Annotated in this window: 15 protein-coding genes; 5 read left to right on the forward strand and 10 right to left on the reverse strand. The window is 58.0% G+C overall.

All coding sequences use genetic code 11. The features are described from left to right. Positions 1-90 precede the first annotated feature (90 nt). The gene (locus tag ACKWJN_RS03045) at positions 91-792 is read right to left on the reverse strand and encodes a glutathione S-transferase family protein (RefSeq protein ID WP_408594393.1); all 702 of its coding nucleotides are present in this window, start codon (positions 790-792) and stop codon (positions 91-93) included. Between the two features lie 233 nt (positions 793-1025). Here ACKWJN_RS03045 and uvrA point away from each other — a divergent pair, with 233 nt between their 5' ends. Continuing rightward, positions 1026-4025, forward strand: a complete 3000-nt coding sequence (gene uvrA, locus ACKWJN_RS03050) for an excinuclease ABC subunit UvrA (RefSeq protein ID WP_408594602.1) — start codon at positions 1026-1028, stop codon at positions 4023-4025. Positions 4026-4027: 2 nt separating this feature from the next. On the opposite strand, the gene ACKWJN_RS03055 is transcribed toward uvrA, so the two are convergent. From ACKWJN_RS03055 to ACKWJN_RS03065, 3 genes are all read right to left on the reverse strand, one after another. After that, positions 4028-4498, reverse strand: a complete 471-nt coding sequence (locus tag ACKWJN_RS03055; protein WP_408594394.1) for a peptidylprolyl isomerase — start codon at positions 4496-4498, stop codon at positions 4028-4030. A gap of 178 nt (positions 4499-4676) precedes the next feature. After that, positions 4677-5120 (reverse strand): BON domain-containing protein, encoded by a 444-nt coding sequence (locus tag ACKWJN_RS03060; protein WP_408594396.1) that lies wholly within the window; start codon positions 5118-5120, stop codon positions 4677-4679. A 26-nt stretch (positions 5121-5146) separates the two neighbouring features. Then, positions 5147-5302, reverse strand: coding sequence for a DUF3309 domain-containing protein (locus ACKWJN_RS03065; RefSeq protein WP_408594398.1), 156 nt, complete (start codon positions 5300-5302; stop codon positions 5147-5149). A 126-nt stretch (positions 5303-5428) separates the two neighbouring features. Between ACKWJN_RS03065 and ACKWJN_RS03070 the strand changes: the two genes are divergently transcribed. The 3 genes from ACKWJN_RS03070 to ACKWJN_RS03080 are packed head-to-tail and all read left to right on the forward strand — an operon-like array spanning position 5429 to position 6813. Then, positions 5429-5641 (forward strand): DUF6290 family protein, encoded by a 213-nt coding sequence (locus ACKWJN_RS03070; protein WP_408594400.1) that lies wholly within the window; start codon positions 5429-5431, stop codon positions 5639-5641. After that, positions 5625-5894 (forward strand): type II toxin-antitoxin system RelE family toxin, encoded by a 270-nt coding sequence (locus ACKWJN_RS03075; RefSeq protein WP_408594402.1) that lies wholly within the window; start codon positions 5625-5627, stop codon positions 5892-5894. The genes ACKWJN_RS03070 and ACKWJN_RS03075 overlap by 17 nt, the downstream gene beginning before the upstream one ends. A 16-nt stretch (positions 5895-5910) precedes the next feature. Further along, entirely contained in the window at positions 5911-6813 is a 903-nt protein-coding gene (locus tag ACKWJN_RS03080) for a DMT family transporter (RefSeq protein WP_408594404.1), read from the forward strand. 5 nt (positions 6814-6818) lie between these two features. On the opposite strand, the gene ACKWJN_RS03085 is transcribed toward ACKWJN_RS03080, so the two are convergent. The 4 genes from ACKWJN_RS03085 to ACKWJN_RS03100 are packed head-to-tail and all read right to left on the reverse strand — an operon-like array spanning position 6819 to position 10482. Further along, the gene (locus ACKWJN_RS03085) at positions 6819-7625 is read right to left on the reverse strand and encodes an enoyl-CoA hydratase/isomerase family protein (RefSeq protein WP_408594406.1); all 807 of its coding nucleotides are present in this window, start codon (positions 7623-7625) and stop codon (positions 6819-6821) included. A gap of 9 nt (positions 7626-7634) precedes the next feature. Continuing rightward, positions 7635-8789: an acyl-CoA dehydrogenase family protein gene (locus ACKWJN_RS03090; RefSeq protein ID WP_408594408.1), complete on the reverse strand. Its 1155-nt coding sequence runs from the start codon at positions 8787-8789 to the stop codon at positions 7635-7637. A gap of 3 nt (positions 8790-8792) precedes the next feature. After that, complete coding sequence (locus ACKWJN_RS03095; protein ID WP_408594410.1) at positions 8793-9575, reverse strand: short-chain dehydrogenase/reductase; 783 nt, start codon at positions 9573-9575, stop codon at positions 8793-8795. A gap of 28 nt (positions 9576-9603) precedes the next feature. After that, positions 9604-10482: a polysaccharide deacetylase family protein gene (locus tag ACKWJN_RS03100; protein ID WP_408594412.1), complete on the reverse strand. Its 879-nt coding sequence runs from the start codon at positions 10480-10482 to the stop codon at positions 9604-9606. Between the two features lie 240 nt (positions 10483-10722). Here ACKWJN_RS03100 and ACKWJN_RS03105 point away from each other — a divergent pair, with 240 nt between their 5' ends. Continuing rightward, positions 10723-11712 carry an ABC transporter substrate-binding protein gene (locus tag ACKWJN_RS03105; protein WP_408594413.1) on the forward strand — a complete coding sequence of 330 codons (990 nt, stop codon included), beginning with the start codon at positions 10723-10725 and terminating at the stop codon, positions 11710-11712. Between the two features lie 87 nt (positions 11713-11799). On the opposite strand, the gene ACKWJN_RS03110 is transcribed toward ACKWJN_RS03105, so the two are convergent. Beyond that, a complete protein-coding gene (locus ACKWJN_RS03110; RefSeq protein WP_408594415.1) occupies positions 11800-12552 on the reverse strand; it encodes an ABC transporter ATP-binding protein in 753 nt (250 codons plus the stop codon). A 17-nt stretch (positions 12553-12569) separates the two neighbouring features. Continuing rightward, positions 12570-13358, reverse strand: coding sequence for an ABC transporter permease (locus tag ACKWJN_RS03115; RefSeq protein WP_408594417.1), 789 nt, complete (start codon positions 13356-13358; stop codon positions 12570-12572). Positions 13359-13405: the final 47 nt, after the last annotated feature.

The following is a 13405-nucleotide window of genomic DNA, read 5'->3' on the forward strand; positions in this document are numbered from 1 at the left end:
GGGGGAGGGAGTTGAGTCGGTCGTCACAGCAGGAATTGTCCTGCATTGCCAACTGTCGTTAGGCGCAAGACCAGCCCTAGGCTTAACACCTCACACAAAAAAACGACTTTGCACCCGCTGTGCATACGCCACCAAATTTGTGTGCGTCTTGGCCCTTGCCAACAACGGCGTATCAAAGTGCTCGCACAAGCACGCCAACACAAACGCGCCCGCACTTGCATCTGCCGCGCAAGGTGTTGAACCCCCCAACCAATCGGCGTCACCCAACACCTGCGCCAGCGCATCGATGTCCCGACAGGCCAGCAGCGTAATTTCTGTCTCGGTGTGTCGCCCTAGCCCTTGGGCGTGCAGCATGTTGCGTGACTTGTTTCGCATGGCTGCACGAACGAACGGACGAATCAACGCAGGGGCTTTGTTGAAAAAAGTGGCCGGGCCTTTGTTGAAGTTTTCATCCACCATCCAGCGGAAATACACCACCGCGAAATACAGATGCTCTTCGCACATTTTTTCCACCGCCCACGTCACGCCCTTTTGCTGCGGGGTGAGGTGCGCGTCTAAATCAAGTCCGTAGGTTTGCTCTAGGTGAAAACGAATCAAGGTGGAATCGGCCACCGTCACGCCATCGTCCACGATGTAGGGGCGCTTGCCTTTGGGACCAAGCTTGGGGCCACCCGCATACACATTGGTGGCGAAAGGTTGGCCCGACAACGTCAACAAGGCCATGGCCTTCATCACGAAAGGACTGGAGTCTGCTTGGCCAAAGGCAGGGCCGAAGGTGTGGAGGGTGATCATGGGGGCTCCAAACTCAACGAAGTACGCAATGCCGCCATCTCGCCCCAAAATGAATCATTAAATCTTCGTTTTCTTGAATCTCTCTAGGGTGTTGAGAAGCACTTAGGCATCACACACGCAACACATTAGCCGCAAAGACGACAAATCCGCAACCCGCCACTATCATGGCGGGTTGCCCTTTGATTGACTCACCTGTGAACGCACCCACCGACGGCACCTACTTGGGCCAGGCCATGAACAGCCCCTCCGCCATGCGAAACATCAGCATTCGCGGCGCGCGCACGCACAACCTCAAAAACATCGACCTCGACATTCCGCGCAACCAGTTGGTGGTGATCACCGGCTTGTCGGGTTCGGGCAAATCGAGTTTGGCGTTTGACACCTTGTACGCCGAGGGCCAACGCCGCTATGTGGAAAGCCTCTCGGCTTACGCCCGTCAGTTCTTGGGCCGTTTGGACAAGCCCGATGTCGACCTGATCGAAGGCCTGTCACCCGCCATCAGCATTGAGCAAAAAGCCACCAGCCACAACCCACGTTCCACCGTGGGCACGGTGACCGAAATTCACGACTACCTGCGCCTGCTGTTTGCCCGCGCCGGCACGCCGTACTGCCCCGACCACAACCTGGCCCTGCAAGCGCAAAGCGTGTCGCAAATGGTGGACGCGGTGATGGCCCTGCCCGAAGACACCAAGCTCATGCTGCTGGCCCCGCTGGCACGTGACCGCAAAGGCGAATACACCGACGTGTTTGCCAACTTGCAAGCCCAAGGCTATGTGCGCTTTCGCGTGGGTGGGCAGGTGTTTGAGTACGACGACTTGCCGCAACTCAAGAAAACCGAGAAGCACGACATCGACGTGGTGATTGACCGCATCAAGGTGCGCCACGAAGCACCGGCAGCGCCGCAAGTCGCCACCGCACCCAGCATCGGTGCCGTGGCGGTGACCGCCCCACCGCCCGGTTTGCGCCAGCGCCTGGCCGAGAGCTTTGAAGCCGCGCTGCGCTTGGCCGAAGGCCGCGCCATTGCGCTGGAGATGGACACCGGGGTGGAGCACAGCTTCAATGCCAAGTTCGCTTGCCCGCAGTGCAGCTACTCCATCAGCGAGTTAGAGCCCCGCCTTTTCTCGTTCAACTCACCCGTGGGCGCGTGCCCGGCGTGTGACGGCTTGGGTCACCAAGACTTTTTCGACCCCGCCCGTGTGGTGGCCTTCCCCTCGCTCAGCTTGGGCAGTGGTGCCATCAAAGGCTGGGACCGCCGCAACGCGCACTACTTCTCGCTGCTGGAGAGCTTGGCCAAGCACTACAAGTTTGACCTCGATGCCGCATTTGAAAACCTCAGCACCGAGATCCAACAGGTGTTGCTCTACGGCTCGGGCGACGAAGACATCAAGTTCAACTACAGCTTGGACAGCGGTGCCTCGGGCGGCAAAAAGCTCAGCAAAAAACACCCGTTCGAAGGCATCTTGGTCAACATGGAACGCCGCTACCGCGAGACCGACTCGGTGGTGGTGCGCGAAGACCTGGCGCGTTACCGTGGCAGCCGCGCCTGCACCAGTTGTGGCGGCACCCGCTTGCGGCGCGAAGCGCGCAACGTGCGCATTGGCGAAGGCGCGCAAATGCGCGGCATCTTCGACATCAGCCACAGCACCTTGGGCGAATGCTTTGGCTACTTCAACACCCTCCAACTCCAGGGCGCCAAGGCTGAAATTGCCGACAAGGTGGTGCGCGAAATCGCCTCACGCCTGAAGTTCTTGAACGATGTGGGCCTGACCTACTTGAGCTTGGACCGCAGCGCCGACACCTTGTCGGGTGGCGAAGCGCAACGCATTCGCCTGGCCTCGCAAATTGGCTCGGGTCTGACAGGTGTGATGTATGTGTTGGACGAGCCCAGCATTGGCTTGCACCAGCGCGACAACGACCGCCTGATCGACACCCTCAAACACCTGCGCGACATTGGCAACAGCGTGTTGGTGGTGGAGCACGACGAAGACATGATCCGTGCCGCCGACTACTGTGTGGACATGGGCCCCGGCGCTGGCGTGCATGGCGGCGCGGTGATGGCGCAAGGCACGCCCGCCGAGATCGAGGCCAACCCTGCCTCACTCACCGGGCGCTACCTGGCACAAGCCCTGCGCATCGAGGTGCCCACCCAGCGTCACGCCTTTTTGCCTGTGCCCGCGGATCAACTGGCCGCACAACGCCTGCTCGACAAGCAAGCCTGCAAAGACCAAGTCATTCGCATCACTGGCGCGCGCGGCAACAACCTCCAACACGTCAACGTGGATGTGCCAGTGGGCTTGCTCACCTGCGTCACGGGCGTGTCGGGCTCGGGCAAATCCACGCTGGTCAACGACACGCTGTACACCGCAGCCGCCCACACCATCCACCGCGCGCACGAAGAGCCCGCGGCCCACGACGAGATCACCGGGCTCGACTACTTCGACAAAGTCATCAACGTCGACCAATCCCCCATTGGCCGCACCCCGCGCAGCAACCCCGCCACCTACACCGGCTTGTTCACCCCCATTCGCGAGCTGATGGCCGAAGTGCCCTCGGCACGCGAGCGTGGCTATGGCCCCGGGCGCTTCAGCTTCAACGTGGCCGCTGGCTCAGGAGGCGGGCGCTGCGAAGCCTGCCAGGGCGACGGCATGGTCAAGGTGGAGATGCACTTTTTGCCCGATGTGTACGTGCCCTGCGACGTGTGCCACGGCCTGCGCTACAACCGCGAAACGCTGGAGGTCATGTACAAGGGTAAGAACATTGCGCAGATCTTGGAGCTCACCGTCGAAGCAGCCCTGAGCTTCTTCAGCGCCGTGCCCAACATCGCCCGCAAGCTGCAAACCCTGATGGATGTGGGCCTGTCCTACCTGCAACTCGGCCAAGCCGCCACCACCCTCTCGGGCGGTGAAGCACAGCGCGTGAAACTGGCCCTGGAGTTGAGCAAGCGCGACACCGGGCGCACGCTCTACATCTTGGACGAGCCCACCACCGGCCTGCACTTTGCCGACATTGATTTGCTGCTGAAAGTGTTGCAACACCTGCGTGACGCGGGCAACACCATCGTCATCATCGAGCACAACTTGGACGTCATCAAAACCGCCGACTGGCTCATCGACATGGGGCCTGAAGGCGGCAGTGGCGGTGGCCAAGTGGTGGGTGTGGGCACGCCCGAGCAATTGGCTGCCAACCCGGCCAGTTTTACCGGGCGGTATTTGAAGCGTTTGCTACCCAGTTGATTTCAATGCTGATGACCGTGCGCGCCATGCACATGGCGGTGGGCCATTTCTTCCGCCGTGGCTGCGCGCACATCTGTCACGGTACCGCTGAAACGCAGCGCTTGACCCGCCAACGCATGGTTGCCGTCTAGGTGCACTTCGGGGCCTTTGATCTTCATCACGTTGAACACGCACGGCTGACCGTCTTCGTCCGCGCCTTGCAACTGGCCGCCGACTTTCACGCCCGGTGGAAACGATGATTTAGGAATCACACGCACCAACGATTCGTCGCGTTCGCCAAATGCATCGTCGGCGCTCAAATCCAGCTTGACGGCAAAGCCCACAGCTTGGCCATGGAGTGCCGCTTCGACCTTTGGAAAAATGTTGTCATAGCCACCGTGCAAATACGACAAATGCCCCGAGTCCAAGGGCTTGCCTGCGGGTGTGGTGATTTGGTATTTGAGGGTGACGGCCGTGTCTTGGGTGATCTGCATGGCTGGACTTTGAATGAAAAACACCATTGTCTATGACCTCCGAGAGGGTGCTTCATGAAGCCTTGCCTTTCGCAGGCTTCAAGCGCTCGCTACGCTAAGCTTCACCCCTATGCCCCACGCACACCAGCTCACCCGCACAGACATCTCCCAGAAAAGGCTGCTGCCACCCGCCCCCGTTTTACCGGGCGTTGCCTGAAGCGTTTGCTGGGCTGACCACCACCAACAGGTTGTCCACCTCGTGCACGCCTTTGACCGCTTGTGCGAGTTGTTGGGCCACATCGGCCTGCGCCTGTGAGGCGACAGAGCCGGTCAGCGTGACCAAGCCACGGCGTGTTTTGACGCTGATGGTGACCGACTTCATGCCTTCGCGCTGCATCAAAGCGGTTTTCACCTTGGCTGTGATTTCGGTGTCTTCCATGGCCGTGCTGGCCTTCTCTTTTTGACGCTCTGCTGCATCGTCTGCGTCATCCACGCTTTTCTTCACCGCTTCAGTGGCTTTCTCAGCGGCTTCATCCAGTTTGCGCCCGGCCTCTTGTGCGGGCCCGGGTTTGTGGCAAGCCGACAAGCCCAGCAGCAGCAAAGCAGCCAAGAGGTATCGCGTGGTGTGGTGTGTGATCTTCATCGTGTGCTCCTTGTGTGTGTGGCGCTTCAAGCGCGACCCGTCAATATCAGAAACAACAACACCAGCACGACCAGTCCAAGACCGCTGCTGGGGTAATAGCCCCAAGTTCTGCTGTGCGGCCAAGTGGGTATGGCACCCAGCAACATCAAAAACAGAATCACCAACACAACGTTCATCAACATATCGACCTTCTTCCCACAGCACCCTTCGGCGAGGCTGTTGAATCTAGGCCCGATGCAGCTGGTGGTCTGTTCGTCTGCGCACATGCAGGAGCATCGCTATACTTGTATAGCAACTCTGGAGGCATCATGCTCGCTATTCGCTTACCTGAAGCCCTTGAAGCGCGACTTGGCGCACTGGCCCAAGAAACTGGCTTGACCAAGACAGCCTTGGCGCGAGAAGCCATCTTGGAACACATCGACGATTTAGAAGACCTGTATTTGGCACAAGCACGCGCCAGAAAAAATCGTAAAACCATTTCGCTAGAAGACGTGGAGCGCGAACTTGGTTTGGCAAATTGAGTTCGACCCTGAAGCACTGAAAGATCTACGCAAACTTGATCGACCCATTCAAATCAGATTGGTCGGCTTCTTGCGCACGCGCATCAGTGTGCTGAAAAATCCACGTGATCTCGGAGAGGCACTGTCGGGTCAACGCCTAGGCAGCTATTGGAAATACCGTGTCGGGGACTGGCGCATCATCTGCGAAATTCAGGACCAACGCATCGTCGTGCGTGTTTTAAGAATCGGCAATCGACGCGAAATTTACCGCTGATCCACTTGGACGTCTGATGCCCCACGCACACCAGCTCACCCGCAAGCAGTGGGCCACGCTTGTCATCCTCACCTTGGTCTGGGGCATCAACTGGCCCATCTTGAAGATGGGCATCACCCACTACCCGGCCATCACGTTTCGCAGCATTTCCATCTTGCTGGGTTGGCTGCTTCTGAGCTTGGTAATGTTCAAGATGAAGGTGTCATTCAGGGTGCCGCGCAAGGAGTGGCGAGAGCTTTTCATCTTGGCTTGCAGCAACATGTTTGTCTGGCATGTGCTGATGATTTTGGCGGTGCAAGATTTGTCCAGCGGACGTGCTGCCATTCTGGGTTATTCGATGCCGATTTTTTCTGCGGTGATCGGCATGTTTTTTTTCAAGTCGCCCTTGTTGGCACGTGCATGGCTAGGGGTTGCCTTGGCCGCCTTGGGGGCTTTTTTGCTGCTGTGGCATGAGTTGGTCAGCTTGACCGGCAAACCCCTGGGGGTGTTGATGGCCTTGACCGCAGCCGCCGCTTGGGGGTTGGGCACGCAGCAGATTCGTCACACCAAAATGACAGTGCCCACGCTGACGATTGTGTTTTGGATGACGGGCATGACCACGGTGTTGATGCTCTTGGTAGCCACTGTGTTTGAGTCAGACCGCTGGGCCTTTCCGCCCGCAGCCACATGGGGCGCCATCTTTTACAACGCAGTTGGGATTTTTGTATTCGCCCAATCTGCTTGGCTGTGGCTGGCGCGCAGTCTGCCACCTTTGGCCTCAACCTTGAGTGTGATGCTCATCCCCGTCTTGGGTGTGTTCAGCGGCGCATGGTGGTTGGGCGAAGTGCTGCACTGGCAAGACTGGGTGGCTGTGGTCTTGATCATGGCCGCCATCGCGTCGGTGCTGTGGCCCACACGCTCAACGGCTGAGACGAACTGAAAACCTCAGCAGCCCTTGAATACCGCAGGGCGCTTCTCGTTGAAAGCGGCCACGCCTTCGCGTCGGTCGTCGGTGTCGACCAAACGGTTGTAGGCCTCCACCTCAAAACGGAAGGCCGTGCGCAGCTCCATCTGGCTCCCATAGCGGATCGACTTTTTGATTTGCCGCACCGCCAAGGGCGCGTTGGCCGCAATGCGTTGAGCCGTCTCCAGGGCCAATGCCAACACTTGGTCTGGCGCCACCACTTGGTTGACCAAGCCCCAGGCCAAGGCCTCTTCAGCGCTGAACGCACGGCCTGTGAGCGTCAATTCTTTGGCGCGTCGCTCACCCAAGGCACGCGGCAAGTTTTGCGTCCCCCCCATGCCGGGCATGATGCCCAAGGTGACCTCAGGGAATGCAAACCGGGCCGCTTGGCTGGCGTACAAAAAGTCGCAGCACAAGGCCATCTCCAAGCCGCCGCCATAGGCGTGGCCATTGATGGCGCCCACCACCGGCAAAGGCAGATCAATCATGGCCCAATACAAACGCTCAAAAATTTCGTGCTGGTGTTGCCACGCTTGCGGCGTCATGCCGTTGCGCTCTTTCAGGTCGCCGCCACCGCAAAATATTTTGGAGCCAGCACCTGTGAACACCACGCAACGCAACTTGCCCGGCACCTCGGTCAACCGAGTCCAGAGGTTGAGGAGTTCCACCGCCATTTGCGTGTTCAATGCATTGCCCACCTCAGGGCGGTTCAAACAGACCTGCAACACATGGTCTGAAACGCGGCTGCAGTCAAGGGTGGTGTAAACAGGCAAAGGAGAAGTGGACATACGTTGTTCTCAGTAAGACTTGGGCATGCCCAAGACATGCTCGCCCACGTAGGACAAGATCAAGTTGGTGGAAATCGGGGCCACTTGGTACAAGCGGGTTTCGCGAAACTTGCGCTCAATGTCGTACTCGGCGGCAAAGCCAAAACCACCATGGGTTTGCAGGCACACATTGGCCGCTTCCCAAGACGCATCGGCCGCCAGCAACTTCGACATATTGGCTTGTGCGCCGCACGGCAGCCCAGCGTCAAACAAACGCGCCGCTTCGTAGCGCATCAAGCTGGCCGCTTCCACGTTGATGTGGGCCTTGGCGATGGGGAACTGAATGCCTTGGTTGTGCGCGATGGCACGGCCAAACACCACGCGCTCTTTGGCGTACTGGGTGGCACGGTCGACAAACCAATAGCCGTCACCGATGCACTCAGCGGCAATCAAAATGCGCTCGGCATTCAAGCCGTCCATGATGTACTTGAGCCCCTTGCCTTCTTCGCCGATGCGGTTCTCTACCGGGATGCTCAGGTTGTCGATGAAGATTTCGTTGGTCTCGTGGTTGACCATGTTGCGGATGGGTTTGACGGTGATGGTCTTGCCCACCTCTTCGCGCAAGTCCACCAAAAACACCGACAAGCCTTCGGACTTCTTTTTCACCTCGGCCAGTGGCGTGGTGCGTGCCAGCAGCAACATGAAGTCAGAGTGCTGCAAGCGCGAGGTCCACACCTTTTGCCCATTCACCACGTAGTGGTCGCCCTGGCGCACCGCCACGGTTTTGAGTTGGGTGGTGTCCGAGCCCGTGCTGGGTTCGGTCACTGCCATCGACTGCATGCGCAATTCGCCCGAGGCGATCTTGGGCAGCAAGGCTTCTTTCTGCTCCTTCGTGCCGTGACGCACCACACAGCCCATGACATACATCTGACCGTGGCAAGCGCCCGAGTTGCCACCGGCGCGGTTGATCTCTTCCATGATCACACTGGCTTCGGTCAGGCTCAGGTTAGAGCCGCCGTATTCCTCAGGAATCAAGGCCGACAACCAACCGGCGTCGGTCAAGGCGGTGACAAATTTTTCGGGAAAGGCACGGGCCTCGTCCACCTCTTGCCAGTAACGGGAGTCAAAAGCAGACACCACTTGGCGCACGCCTTCGCGCAATTCAGGAAAGTTGTTGACACTCATGGTTTATTTGCTCGGGGTGGTGTAGAGCTGACCGCCATCGACGTTGATGACACTGCCACTCAGATAGCTGCACAAAGGAGATGTGCAGAACACGGCCAACTTGGCCATTTCGTTCGGCTCGGCCAAACGACCAAACGGAAAACCGCTGGTCAACTCGGTCCAACGCTTGGCGTCGCCCAACTTCTTGTCGGCTTGTTGTTGCAACATGCCTTGCATGCGGTCGCTGCGGGTGGGCGAGGGGTTGATGCCAAACACACGCACGCCTTTTTTCACACTCTCGCCGCCCACGCCTTGGGTAAATGCCATCAAAGCCGCGTTGCCCGTGGCACCGCAGATGTAGTCCGCACGTGGTGCAGCACCGGCCATGCCGATGATGTTGCAAATCACACCATGGCCACGCGCTTCCATCATGGGCAAATACATGCGGGTCATGTTGATGTAACCAAACACCTTGAGCTCCCAGGCTTGACGCCAGCGTTGCTCGTCCACATCCACCACCGTACCGCCAGGAATTGCGCCCGCGTTGTTGACCAGGATGTCCACATCGGGCGCTTGCGCAAACAGTTGTTCTGCGGAGCCCGACACCGACAAATCCATCAGCACAGAAGAGGGTTTGGCCAAACCCGCCTGCGCAAACGCTTGTTCAGCTAAGGCCAAGTTGGCGGGCTCACGCGCCACCAAAATCGGCTGCGCGCCTTCGTGCGCGTAGGCCAGGGCAATGGTCAAGCCAATGCCCCGCGAGCTGCCCGTGATCAACACGCGCTTGTCTTTGAGTTGCAAATCCATGGGGATCGTTACCTTTGTGGTCAAAAAATTAAAGTTGGGGTGCGGGCACTTGCTGGGTGTACCAAGCGGCCATCGACTCACCCGTCATGAAGCACACATTCGGCGTCTTCATGAGCAAGTCCAACATGCGCTCCAAACTCTCGAAGCGGTGTGGCACACCAATCAAATGGGGGTGTAAACCAATCGCCAACACACGGGGTTGCGTTTGGGCTTCGCGCTCAAACAAACGCAAGGTGTTTTCCAAACGCTGGTACATCTCGTTCGAGCTGTGGCGCTCCACCGCATAGATGATGGAGTCGTTGACTTCCAAGTTGTAAGGCAGTGACAACAGCGGGCCTTCTTTCGTGGTCATCCAACGGGGCACATCGTCGACCACCCAGTCGAACACGTAGTCAATGCCCTGGCGCTTCAAAATTTCAGGCGTGTCATGCGACTCGCGCAAACCTGGGCTGAGCCATCCCTTGGGGCGCTTGCCCGTGAACGACTCGATCATCTCCAGGCTGGTGGCAATCAGCGCCTCTTCGCCTTCGGCGTGGTTCAAGGCTTTTTGGTGCACGCCGTGGCCAATGAATTCCCAACCTGCTTGGTGCATGGCTTCAGCCGCACGGGGGTAAGCGTGAATCACACCCGCATTGAAACTGGTGGAGGCGGGCAGTCCGCGTGAATGGATGGCTTGGATGATGCGCGGCAAGCCCGCACGCATGCCGTAGTCGGCCCAGCTGAAGTTGGGCACGTCGGGCACGGTCTCTTTGCCATGCGGTGGCGTGATGATGGTGCGTGGCATGCTGGCGTCGAACTGCCAATGCTCCACATTGACCACCAAGTGCACCATGATGGCCCCTTCTTTGGGTGCTTTGAGTTGAGGCCCCTCGTCAGAAAACAAGTACGGAATACGCGGGTTGGCCATAGAACAATCCAGTGCTAAAAAAGACGTTTTCGATGATAGAGCGATTGTTATCGCAATGCCCCAACAACACAGGCCAAGCGCCCGGGAACTAGGGGTATTCCGCGTCTTTTCTGTCTCGGGCGTGACGTCGTTTCATGCCCTTGTGCTGTGAGACTCTCAGGGTTGGATCGATGGCTTTTTTCGGGCGTAAAAATTGCAATCGTTCATGTGTTTATGGCATTTTTAAATGGAGAACTTTTCATGCGCATTTTTCGACTCTTATCAACAGCCCTCATGGCATGCGCCGTGTTGTTGCAAACGGCCCAGGCCATCACCCCTATGCCCAGCCCCATGCCCAACAAAGAGGTCATCACAGTTGGGTATGTGAAGGTGGGCCAAGTTTCGCCACTGCATTTGGTGGAAGAAGAACTCAAGAAGATGAACATCGAAGTCAAGCGCGCTGAGTTTGTGCGCTATGCCGATGCACGCACCTCTTTGATCTCCAACTCGGTCGACGTGTCGGTGGTGGGTCCTGCCGACTTGGCCATTGCAGCGAGCCAAGGCACCAAGAACATCATTGGCCTGAGTGGCGTGGCCTCGTCCCCCAAGTACTTGGTGGTGCGCAAGGGCGTGACCATCAACACCTGGGACGACCTCAAAGGCAAGAAGATTGCCGTGGCACCTGGATCAGCCGTTTGGTTTGCTTGGGCCATGAGCTTGGTCGAGAACAACATCCCTTACAACACCTTCACCGCGGTGAACATCCAAGGTGGGGGGACGGCCTTTGTGCAAGCACTCAAGCGCGGCGACATCGACGCCATGTTGAGCTGGGAACCGTTTGAGTCCCAAGTCGTCGCAGAAGGCGCGGCCTACTTTGCCACCAACTTGGTGGACTACAGCAAGTCCAAGGCCGTGGGCCCAGAGCTGGGTTTGTTGGCTGCCTCAGGCGAGTCTTACAGCAAGCGCCGCGAAGTGATCAAGCGTTTCATGTGGGCTTACTTGAATGCAGAAGCCAAATTGGCGGCTGACAGCAATGCCTTCGTCAACGCTTACTCACAGTTCACCGGCTTGCCTTTGGACGTGACCCGTGAATCACACAAGCTGATCAAACTCGGTGGTGTGCTCGATCGCGCCCAAGTGGGTCGACTGGCGGAAGCGTCTTTCAAACAAGGCGTGATCAAAACTGACGTCACCAAAGAAGCGATGGAGTTGTACGACGACAGCCTGGCCAAAGAAATTCGTGGCCGTTAAGCTCATTCGCAGAGAAAGGTGAGTTCACCTTTCTGCACAAAAAAACCGGCTCGCTGAGCCGGTTTTTTCATGCGCCAAAGGCTGCGCTCAATGCGAGCGAATGGTCTTGAGAATTCGCAACTTCATGTCGTTGAACTCTGGCGTGGCCGTCATTTCAATGTTGCGAGGACGTGCCAAGTGGGTGTCGATCACCGTCTCCATGCGCCCAGGGCGTGCGGACATGACGTAGATCTTGTCGGCCAAGAACAGCGCCTCGTCAATGTCGTGGGTCACAAAAATGATGGTGGGTTTGAGCTTGTCCCACACCGACAGCAACAACTCTTGCATGGTCAAGCGGGTTTGTGCATCCAGCGCGCCAAAGGGCTCATCCATCAACAAAACTCGCGAGCCCAATGTCAACACGCGCGCAATGCCCACACGCTGGCGCATGCCGCCCGATAGCTGGATGGGCAGATGGTTGCGAAAGTCTTTCAAGCCCATGATGCCCAGCATTTCTTCGGCGCGGCTCTCGTAGGCCGAGGCCGGCAGGCCTTGGGCCTTGGGGCCAAACACAATGTTTTCCCACACGGTGAGCCAAGGGAACAGGGCCGCTTCTTGAAACACCACGCCACGGTCTGGCCCTGGGGTTTGAATGGTTTGTCCGCCCACCGTCAAAGAGCCCGAGGTGGGCTGCTCAAAGCTGGCGATGATGTTGAGCAAGGTGGATTTGCCGCAGCCCGAAGGCCCCAGCAAGGCCACAAACTCACCCGGTGCGATGTCCAGGTGGATGTTGTCAAGCGCGTGAACGGGCGGTGAGCCCGGGTAGATTTTGAACAGCTGATCAATGTGAATGTGCGACATGGTATGTCCTCAAGGAATCAATGGTTTTGCAGCAGACGCCACTTGAGAACGCGGCGCTCGATCCAAATGATCAAGCGGTCACTCAAGAACCCCATCAGGCCAATCGACGCCATGTCGGCAAACACGATGTCCATGCGCCCCACGTAGTACGCATCCCACAACACGTAGCCCAGCCCGGATTTCACCGCCACCATTTCGGCAGCCACCACTGCGGTCCAAGCAATGCCCAAACCAATGCGCATGCCCGTGAAGATGTTGGGCAACGCAGCAGGGAAAACCACACGCTTGAGCAACACCCAGGGCGAAGCGCCCATCATCTTGGCCGCACGCACCAAGTTCTTGTCCACATCACGCGCACCTTGGGTGGCGTTGACGACGATGGCAAAGAAACCGCCGAGGAAGATCAAAGAGATCGACCCCATGTTGGTGATGCCAAACGCGGCAATGGAAAACGGCAACCATGCGGTGATGGGGATGGGACGAAACATTTGGATCATGGGATCGATCAGCACCGACAAACGTCGACTCCAACCAATCATCAAACCCAGTGGAATGGCCACCACCATCGACAGTGCAAAGCCAGCGACCACACGGGTCCCCGAATATTCAACGTTGGCCCACCAAGTCCCTAAATAAGGGTTGAGGCCCATGCCTGTGGCCTCGCCGAATATCCATTCATGCCAAGCCGTCACCACCAGCCATGGGCTGGGCAACATGGCTTGCATGCCGGGCTTGCTGCCCACAATTTGCCACACGATCAGCAGCGCCAACGGCACCACCACACTCAAAACGCTACGGTGTTTCACACGCAACCCCTTTGGTAAAAATTAAGCGCACATCGCATGCTGCCATG

This window comes from Limnohabitans sp. (genome assembly GCF_046052825.1).
Taxonomy (GTDB): Bacteria; Pseudomonadota; Gammaproteobacteria; order Burkholderiales; family Burkholderiaceae_C; genus Limnohabitans.

Excerpts from the sequence above, each read along its gene's own strand:
- ACKWJN_RS03045 (WP_408594393.1), bottom strand. The coding sequence starts at position 792 with ATGATCACCCTCCACACCTTCGGCCCTGCCTTTGGCCAAGCAGACTCC.
- uvrA (WP_408594602.1), top strand. The coding sequence starts at position 1,026 with ATGAACAGCCCCTCCGCCATGCGAAACATCAGCATTCGCGGCGCGCGC.
- ACKWJN_RS03055 (WP_408594394.1), bottom strand. The coding sequence starts at position 4,498 with ATGCAGATCACCCAAGACACGGCCGTCACCCTCAAATACCAAATCACC.
- ACKWJN_RS03060 (WP_408594396.1), bottom strand. The coding sequence starts at position 5,120 with ATGAAGATCACACACCACACCACGCGATACCTCTTGGCTGCTTTGCTG.
- ACKWJN_RS03065 (WP_408594398.1), bottom strand. The coding sequence starts at position 5,302 with ATGTTGATGAACGTTGTGTTGGTGATTCTGTTTTTGATGTTGCTGGGT.
- ACKWJN_RS03070 (WP_408594400.1), top strand. The coding sequence starts at position 5,429 with ATGCTCGCTATTCGCTTACCTGAAGCCCTTGAAGCGCGACTTGGCGCA.
- ACKWJN_RS03080 (WP_408594404.1), top strand. The coding sequence starts at position 5,911 with ATGCCCCACGCACACCAGCTCACCCGCAAGCAGTGGGCCACGCTTGTC.
- ACKWJN_RS03085 (WP_408594406.1), bottom strand. The coding sequence starts at position 7,625 with ATGTCCACTTCTCCTTTGCCTGTTTACACCACCCTTGACTGCAGCCGC.
- ACKWJN_RS03090 (WP_408594408.1), bottom strand. The coding sequence starts at position 8,789 with ATGAGTGTCAACAACTTTCCTGAATTGCGCGAAGGCGTGCGCCAAGTG.
- ACKWJN_RS03095 (WP_408594410.1), bottom strand. The coding sequence starts at position 9,575 with ATGGATTTGCAACTCAAAGACAAGCGCGTGTTGATCACGGGCAGCTCG.
- ACKWJN_RS03100 (WP_408594412.1), bottom strand. The coding sequence starts at position 10,482 with ATGGCCAACCCGCGTATTCCGTACTTGTTTTCTGACGAGGGGCCTCAA.
- ACKWJN_RS03105 (WP_408594413.1), top strand. The coding sequence starts at position 10,723 with ATGCGCATTTTTCGACTCTTATCAACAGCCCTCATGGCATGCGCCGTG.
- ACKWJN_RS03110 (WP_408594415.1), bottom strand. The coding sequence starts at position 12,552 with ATGTCGCACATTCACATTGATCAGCTGTTCAAAATCTACCCGGGCTCA.